The organism is Kitasatospora sp. MBT63, assembly GCF_000710465.2.
Classification (GTDB): Bacteria; Actinomycetota; Actinomycetes; order Streptomycetales; family Streptomycetaceae; genus Kitasatospora.
This window is the reverse complement of record NZ_JAIZ01000155.1, coordinates 1-8,058: the sequence shown is the minus strand read 5'-3', so window position 1 is coordinate 8,058 and position 8,058 is coordinate 1. Positions and strand designations below refer to the sequence as shown.

General features: G+C 74.1%; 8 protein-coding genes. 4 read left to right on the top strand and 4 right to left on the bottom strand.

Annotated features, from left to right (window positions below; translation table 11 throughout):
* Positions 1-276: membrane protein insertion efficiency factor YidD (gene yidD / locus AA75_RS10520; RefSeq protein WP_199520300.1), on the top strand; the 276-nt coding region annotated here is incomplete at its 5' end.
* Between the two features lie 111 nt (positions 277-387).
* Here yidD and AA75_RS10515 read toward each other — a convergent pair.
* Entirely contained in the window at positions 388-591 is a 204-nt protein-coding gene (locus AA75_RS10515) for a cold-shock protein (protein ID WP_033819615.1), read from the bottom strand.
* Between the two features lie 230 nt (positions 592-821).
* Positions 822-1,757 (bottom strand): LysR family transcriptional regulator, encoded by a 936-nt coding sequence (locus AA75_RS10510; protein WP_033819618.1) that lies wholly within the window; start codon positions 1,755-1,757, stop codon positions 822-824.
* A gap of 96 nt (positions 1,758-1,853) precedes the next feature.
* Between AA75_RS10510 and AA75_RS10505 the strand changes: the two genes are divergently transcribed.
* The 3 genes from AA75_RS10505 to AA75_RS10495 are packed head-to-tail and all read left to right on the top strand — an operon-like array spanning position 1,854 to position 5,232.
* On the top strand, positions 1,854-2,558 hold the full coding sequence (locus AA75_RS10505; protein ID WP_033819617.1) for a succinate dehydrogenase cytochrome b subunit: 705 nt from the start codon (positions 1,854-1,856) through the stop codon (positions 2,556-2,558).
* Complete coding sequence (locus tag AA75_RS10500) at positions 2,555-4,501, top strand: fumarate reductase/succinate dehydrogenase flavoprotein subunit (RefSeq protein WP_033819614.1); 1,947 nt, start codon at positions 2,555-2,557, stop codon at positions 4,499-4,501. Before AA75_RS10505 ends, AA75_RS10500 begins: the two co-directional genes overlap by 4 nt.
* The gene (locus AA75_RS10495) at positions 4,498-5,232 is read left to right on the top strand and encodes a succinate dehydrogenase/fumarate reductase iron-sulfur subunit (RefSeq protein WP_033819613.1); all 735 of its coding nucleotides are present in this window, start codon (positions 4,498-4,500) and stop codon (positions 5,230-5,232) included. The genes AA75_RS10500 and AA75_RS10495 overlap by 4 nt, the downstream gene beginning before the upstream one ends.
* 37 nt (positions 5,233-5,269) lie before the next feature.
* Here AA75_RS10495 and AA75_RS10490 read toward each other — a convergent pair whose 3' ends face one another.
* Entirely contained in the window at positions 5,270-6,091 is an 822-nt protein-coding gene (locus tag AA75_RS10490) for a class I SAM-dependent methyltransferase (protein ID WP_051812093.1), read from the bottom strand.
* A 44-nt stretch (positions 6,092-6,135) separates the two neighbouring features.
* On the bottom strand, positions 6,136-8,058 hold a 1,923-nt coding region (locus AA75_RS10485), incomplete at its 5' end, for a type I polyketide synthase (protein WP_033819612.1).

The window sequence follows — 8,058 nt, the reverse complement described above, 5'->3', positions numbered from 1 at the left end:
CCGGGCCGGGCCGCCGCGGACCCGGCGGCGCCGGTCCCGCGCGGGGCCGCGGCCGCCGGGCTGTACGGCGCGGTGCACTTCTACCGCACCCGGATCAGCCCGAACCGGCGCCCCTGCTGCCCGTACACGCCGTCCTGCTCGACCTTCGCGGTGCAGGCCCTGCACCGGCACGGCGCGCTGCGCGGCGCCCGGCTGACCGCGGGCCGCCTGCTGCGGTGCCGTCCCGGCACCGAGGGCGGCCACGACCCGGTGCCCGGGCGCCGACCGACGGGGTGAGCCCGGCCGACGCGGGACGACGGTCCCGGGAACGGGGAAGGCCCCCGTCACGAGCGGACGCTCATGACGGGGGCCTTCAGGACTGCCCGCGAAGGCCGGCAGTGACAGGTGTCAGAGGGGGCGGATGTTCTCCGCCTGCGGGCCCTTCGGGCCCTGCGTGACGTCGAACTCGACCTTCTGGCCTTCGAGCAGCTCACGGAAGCCGTTGGCGTTGATGTTCGAGTAGTGGGCGAACACGTCCGGGCCGCCACCCTCCTGCTCGATGAAGCCGAAGCCCTTTTCCGCGTTGAACCACTTCACGGTGCCAGTAGCCATAACACAATCTCCTTCAGATGGCTTGCCGGAATCCGCACGTCGCGGACCCGAGTCGCCGAAAAAAGCACCCACCCGGCACGGGCCGGGGAAAACAAAAATGCGCCTGATGGTCACAAGCCAGCAGGCGCACACAGAATTCATGGGAACCACAACCGCAACTAATTCGACTGTAGCAGGGCGCCGGGCGAAACGTCGGAAATCGCCCCGCCGGGCGCCGGGCGGGCGTGTCCCTACGGCGCGGCCAGCCGGGTGCCGGGCGGCAGGGCGCCCGCCCGGTCCGCGTCCGCCAGATGGCGCAGCACGGTCTCGCGCAGCGCCGCCGCGGCGTGCGTAAGCGGCAGCTCGGCGCCGTGCGCGACGGCGATGGTCCGCCCCGGGCCAGGCCCGGCGAACGGGGTGACCGCCAGCCCGGACCTGGCCGCCACCATGCCCGGCAGCACCGCCGGGCCGAGCCCCGCCGCGACGAAGCCGAGCACGGCGTCCATCTCGCCGCCCTCGACCGCGAACTCCGGCTCGAAGCCCGCCGCGCGGCAGGCCGACACGGTGGTCTCCCGCAGGTCGTAGCCCTCCCGGAACATCACCAGCGGCCGGCCGCGCAGATCCTCGATCCGGGCCGCCCGCCCGGGCCCGGGCATCCCGGGCAGGCCGGGTGCGGCGACCAGCACCAGGTCCTCGTGCAGCAGCTCGGTGACGGTCAGTGGCGGACCCTGCCCGGCCGGTGGCGGGATGATCAGTGCCAGGTCGAGGGCGCCCTGCGCCAGCAGCGCCACCAGGTCCCGCGAACCGCCCTCGCGGACCTGCAGCTCGACCCCGGGATGCCGTGAGCGGTACGCCCGCAGCACGTCCGGCACCAGGCTGACGCACAGGCTCGGTGTCGCCCCGAGCCGCACCCGGCCGCGCCGCAGCCGGACGACCTCCTGGACCGCCCGCCGGGCGCTCTCGGTGTCCGCGAGGATCCGCCGGGCCAGCGGCAGCAGCGCCTGCCCGGCATCGGTCAGGGTGCTGGCGCCCCTGCTGCGGTGGACCAGCTCCGCACCCAACTCCCGTTCCAGCGACCGGATCTGCTGGGACAGCGAGGGCTGCGCCACCAGCATCCGCTCGGCGGCGCGGGTGAAGTGCCCGGTCTCGGCCACGGCCACGAAGTAACGGAGCTGCTGCAACTGCACCACCCCATGCTAGCCAGCCACGATAGGCATCACCTATCAAGACCGCCCGCATCATGTCTTGGACGGCCGGCAGGGCGCCTCCCTAGCGTGGCCGTCATGGCACTGGCGACTCGGACGGGCCGACACCCCTCCACCCTCACGACCCTCTGGCGCTCGACCGTCGGCAAGAAGGCGGCGATGGCGGTCAGCGGCCTCGTCATGCTGCTCTACCTGATCTTCCACATGCTCGGGAACCTCAAGGTCTTCTTCGGCCCCGGCGACCTCAACGGCTACGCGGCCTGGCTGCGCACCCTCGGGCAGCCGCTGCTGCACCACGGCTGGTTCCTGTGGATCGCCCGGGCCGCCCTGCTGGCCGCGGTCGTGGTGCACGGCGTCGCCGCGTTCCAGCTCAGCCGGCGCGACCTGGCCGCCCGGCCGCAGAAGTACGCCCACCGGCCGCGCCGCACCAGCTACGCCACCCGCACGATGCGCTGGGGCGGGGTGATCCTCGGGCTGTTCATCGTCTGGCACATCCTGGACCTCACCACCCTCACCGTGAACCCGCGCGCCGAGGAGGGCCACCCGTACCAGAACATCGTGGCCTCGTTCTCGACCTGGTACGGCGGCGGCATCTACATCCTCGCGATGCTCGCGCTCGGCCTGCACGTGCGGCACGGCTTCTGGAGCGCCGCGCAGACCCTGGGCGTCAACAACCCGCGCCGCGACCGGGTGCTGAAGGCCACCGCCAACCTGCTCGCGTCCGTCCTGACGGCCGGCTTCCTCGCCGTGCCCGTCGCCGTACTGACCGGAGTCGTGCGATGAACCCGTACCTGGACCACACCGTCGGCGCGCCCGTCACCGACACCGCCGTGCCCGCCGGGCCGATCGAACAGCGCTGGGACCGGCGGCGGTTCGAGGCCGCCCTGGTCAACCCCGCCAACCGGCGCGGGCACACCGTCATCGTGGTCGGAACCGGCCTCGCGGGCGGCGCGGCCGGTGCCACCCTCGCCGAACAGGGCTACCGGGTGGTCCAGTTCTGCTTCCAGGACTCCCCGCGCCGCGCCCACTCGATCGCCGCCCAGGGCGGCATCAACGCGGCCAAGAACTACCGCAACGACGGCGACTCGGTGCGCCGGCTGTTCTACGACACCGTCAAGGGCGGCGACTTCCGCGCCCGCGAGTCCAACGTCCACCGGCTCGCCCAGGTCTCGGTCGAGATCATCGACCAGTGCGTCGCCCAGGGCGTCCCGTTCGCCCGCGAGTACGGCGGGCTGCTGGACACCCGCTCCTTCGGCGGCGTGCAGGTCTCCCGCACCTTCTACGCCCGCGGCCAGACCGGGCAGCAGCTGCTGCTCGGCGCCTACCAGGCGCTCTCCCGGCAGATCGCGGCCGGCCGGGTCGAGATGCACGCCCGCACCGAGATGCTCGACCTGATCGTGGTCGACGGCCGGGCCCGCGGCATCGTCGCGCGCGACCTGGTCACCGGACGGATCACCACCCACCTCGCCGACGCCGTGGTGCTCGCCACCGGCGGCTACGGCAACGTCTTCCACCTGTCCACCAACGCCAAGAACTCCAACGCGACCGCGATCTGGCGGGCCCACCGGCGCGGCGCCCTGTTCGCCAACCCCTGCTTCACCCAGATCCACCCCACCTGCATCCCGCGCTCCGGCGACCACCAGGCCAAGCTCACCCTGATGAGCGAGTCGCTGCGCAACGACGGCCGGATCTGGGTGCCCAGGGCCCAGGGCGACACCCGCCTGCCCGCCGACATCCCGGAGGCCGAACGCGACTACTACCTGGAGCGGATCTACCCCTCCTTCGGCAACCTGGTCCCGCGCGACATCGCCTCCCGGGCCGCCAAGAACGTCTGCGACGAGGGCCGCGGGGTGGGCCCCGGAGGACAGGGCGTCTACCTCGACTTCGCCGACGCCATCGCCCGGCTGGGCCGCGCCGAGATCGAGGCCAAGTACGGCAACCTGTTCGAGATGTACCAGCGGATCACCGCCGAGGACCCCTACCGGACGCCGATGCGGATCTACCCCGCGATCCACTACACCATGGGCGGTCTGTGGGTCGACTACGACCTGCAGACGACCGTCCCCGGCCTGTTCGCCATCGGGGAGGCCAATTTCTCCGACCACGGCGCCAACCGGCTGGGCGCCAGCGCCCTGATGCAGGGCCTCGCCGACGGCTACTTCGTGCTGCCGCCCACCCTCAACGACTACCTCGCCCGCCACCGCCCCGCGCCCGTCCCCGAGGACCACCCCGCCGTCGAGGCCGCGGTCGCGGAGGTCACCGACCAGCTCCACCTGATCCTCGCCGTCGACGGCGACCGCACCCCGGAGTCCTTCCACCGCGAACTCGGCGCCCTGCTCTGGGACGAGTGCGGCATGGCCAGGAACGACGCCGGACTGCGCCGCGCGCTGGCCCGGATCCCGCAGCTGCGCGAGGAGTTCTGGCGCCGGATCAAGGTCCCCGGCACCGGCGAGGAGCTCAACCAGGCGCTGGAGAAGGCCAACCGGATCGTCGACTACCTCGAACTCGCCGAACTCATGTGCCTGGACGCCCTGCACCGCACCGAGTCCTGCGGCGGCCACTTCCGCGAGGAGAGCCGCACCGACACCGGCGAGGCCGCCCGCCGCGACGAGGAGTTCGGCTACGCGGCCGCCTGGGAGTTCACCGGCACCGGCAACGCGCCCGTCCTGCACCGGGAGCAGCTGCACTTCGAGCACGTCCACCCCACCCAGCGGAGCTACGCATGAACCTCACCCTGCGGATCTGGCGGCAGGCCGGACCGGACGCACCCGGCTCGCTGACCACCTACCAGGTCGCCGACATCAGCCCCGACATGTCCTTCCTGGAGATGCTGGACACCCTCAACGAGGAGCTGATCCTGCGCGGCGAGGCACCGGTCGCCTTCGACCACGACTGCCGGGAGGGGATCTGCGGCGCCTGCGGCATGGTGATCAACGGCCGGGCGCACGGCCCCGAACGCACCACCACCTGCCAGCTGCACATGCGGCACTTCGCCGACGGCGACACCATCGACGTCGAACCGTGGCGGGCCGGCGCCTTCCCGGTCGTCCGCGACCTGGTGGTGGACCGCTCCGCGCTCGACCGGATCATCGGCTCCGGCGGCTACATCACCGCCCCCACCGGCAGCGCGCCCGAGGCCCACGCGGCCCCGGTCCCCAAGGACGCCGCCGACCTCGCCTTCGAACACGCCGAGTGCATCGGCTGCGGCGCCTGCGTGGCGGCGTGCCCGAACGGCTCGGCGATGCTCTTCACCGCCGCCAAGGTGGTCCACCTCAGTCTCCTCCCGCAGGGCGCCCCGGAACGCGGCCGCCGGGCCCGCTCGATGGTCGCGGCCATGGACGACGAGGGCTTCGGCGGCTGCACCAACACCGGCGAGTGCGCCACCGCCTGCCCCAAGGGCATCCCGCTCACCGGCATCGCCGCGCTCAACCGCGAGTTCCTGCGCGGCGGCCGGTAGGCACCGGCCGCACCGGCCGCCGCGCGGGCGGCACCGCTCAGCGCGGACGCCCCACCAGGGGACGGCGGGCCCAGGCCGAGACGAACAGGAACGAGAAGTCCACCAGCGTGCGCCGCTCCAACGCGTCCGCCAGGGTGGCGACCTGCTCCTCCGTCATGGCACCCCGCTCCAGGAAGGCGGGTGCCAGCTGCCGCAGCGAGATCCGCCACAGCTCGTCGGCCGGACCGCCGAGACCCGCCGTCAGCGCGGTGGTCCGCAGCTGCAGCCGCTCCAGCCCGAGCGCGGTCAGCGCGGCGGGCATCCGCCGGGTCCAGCGCGAGTCGTTGCCCTGCTGCGGGCCGCCCAGGATCATCGCCTCGATGAACGGCGTCAGCGGCGAGGCCGCGGCCGGCTCCGGCGGCAGCAGCACGAAGTCCTGCACCACCAGCCAGCCGCCCGGCCGCAGCCACCCGGCGGCGGCCCGCAGCACCGCGTCCCGCTCCGGGATGTGGGACAGCACGGCCCGGCTGTGGATCAGGTCGAAGGTACCGGGCGGGAACTCGTGCCGGGCGAGGTCGATCCTGGCCACGTCCAGGTTGGCGGCCCGGCGGGCGTCCAGGAACCGGGGGTCGATGTCGGCGGCGACGACCTGGCCGCCCAGGCACTGCTTCGCCAGCCAGTACGCCATCGACCCGGCGCCCGCGCCCATCTCCAGGCAGTGCCAGGAGGGCTGGATCGGCAGCGCCTCCAGGATCGCGATCGAGGTCGGGTCCATCGACCGCTCCAGGGCCCGCAGCCGGTCCAGTTCGGTCGGCAGGTCCTTGCTGAGCAGACCGGTGCGGTAGGAGTCGGCCGGCCGGTCGAGGTGTGCGCTGTCCATGGTGGTGCTCTCAGTTTCGAAGGGGGGTGGGTTCGAAGGGGGGGTCAGTGGTGGCGGCCGGGTTCCAGCAGCCACCGGTGCACGGCGGTGGCCGTGGAGTCGGCGTTCTCGTTCATCAGCGACCAGTGGTCGCCCGGCACCTGGACGGTCCGGTGCGGGTGGTGCCAGACCGTGCGCCAGTCCTCGTCGGTGAGCCAGTCGTCCTGCCAGTCGGGGACCGGGTCCAGCGCCCGCACCATCAGCATCGGGGTGTCCAGCCGGTCCGGCTTCCAGCCCTCGAACAGGTGCAGGTGGTGGGCCATCGCGGTGAGCTGGTCGTCCGTCATCAGCGCGAACGCCTGCTCGTCCAGCGCCATGCTGCGGAACAGCGGCCTGATCCGGGCCCAGGACCCCTCGGCCAGCGGCAGCGAGTCCAGCAGCACCACCCCGGCCGGCGCGGCGCCGAGGGCCTCCAGCCGGTCGGTCACCGCGTGCGCCAGGCAGCCGCCGGAGGAGTAGCCGGCCAGCGCGTACGGCCGGCCGCCGAAGTCCCGCCGCACGGTCCGCGCGTGCACCTCGACCACCAGGTCCCAGTCGGCGGGCAGCGCCTGGCCGTCACCGAAGCCGGGATGGGTGTACGCGTACACGTTGCGGCGGCCCGCCAGGTGCGACGCCAGCCGGGCGTAGTTGTGCGGCCCCGAGGGGGCGATGATCGGCGGCAGGCAGACCAGGTCCGGCAGCCCGGCCGGGCCCTCGGCCAGCCGGACCGGCGCGGGCCGCGACGGCAGCCGGTCGAGGCCGTGGAACACCGGGCGGATCCGGGCCGCCGCCGTCAGCAGCTCCATCCCGTCCAGGTACCGGTTGTCCTCGCAGGCCCGCCGGTAGAGCCGGCGGATGCTGCCCGACCAGCCCGCGCCCTGCTCCGGGCCGCCCGGATCGGCGCCGGCCGGGTCCTGCCCGGCCGGGGCGGTCGGCGCCGCCGTCCCGGCCAGCTCGGCGCTGAGGTGGCCGGCCAGGGCCCGGGGGCTCGGGTGCTCGAACACCATCGGGGTGGGCAGCCGCAGCCCGGTCGCCGCCGCCAGCTCCCGGCACAGCCGCACTGCGGCCAGCGAGTCGAAGCCCTGGTCGAGCAGGCTGCGGGCCGGGTCGACCTCCTCGGGGGAGGCGTGGCCGAGCAGCGCGGCCGCCCTGGTCCGGACCAGTTCCAGCAGCGCACCGGGCCGTTCGGCGTCGGAGAGCGCCGCGAAGTCCGGCGCGCCCGGCGCCGCCTGCGGTACCGCGGCGCCGGCCACCGTGGTGCCCGGGGCAGCATCCGAGGCCCGCAGCGCGTCGAACAGCCGGCTCGGCCGGGCCGCGGTGAAGGTGGCGGTGAACCGCTCCCAGTCCACCTCGGCGACGGTCGTCGTGCCCGCGCCCGCCGCGACCTCCTGCCAGAGTGCCGCCACGGCCGCCTCGGGCGCCATCGGCACCAGGCCGCGCCGCCGCAGCTGGTCGGCGACCGCCGGATCGGCGGCCATCCCCTCCTCGGCCCACGGACCCCAGGCGACGGAGGTGGCAGCCAGCCCGCACGCCCGCCGCCGCTCGGCCTGCGCGTCCAGGAAGGCGTTGGCCGCGCTGTACGCGGCCTGGCCGCCGCTGCCCCAGACCCCCGCGATCGACCCGAAGGTGACGAACGCGTCCAGCTCCCGCCCCGCCAGCAACTCCTCCAGGTGGACGGCGCCCGCCACCTTGGCCCGGACCACCTCGGCGAACTCGGCCGGCTCGGTCTCGGTGAGTGGGACGAACCTGCCGCTCACCCCCGCCGCGTGCACCACCGCCGTCAACTCCCCGGCCAGCGGCGCCAGCAGCGCCGCCAGCTCCTGACGGTCGGCCACGTCGCAGGCGGCGACCGTCACCCGCGCACCGAGCGCCGCCAGCTCGGCGGCCAGCCGGTCCGCACCGGGGGCGTCCGGGCCCCGGCGGCTGGTCAGCACCAGCCGCCGCGCGCC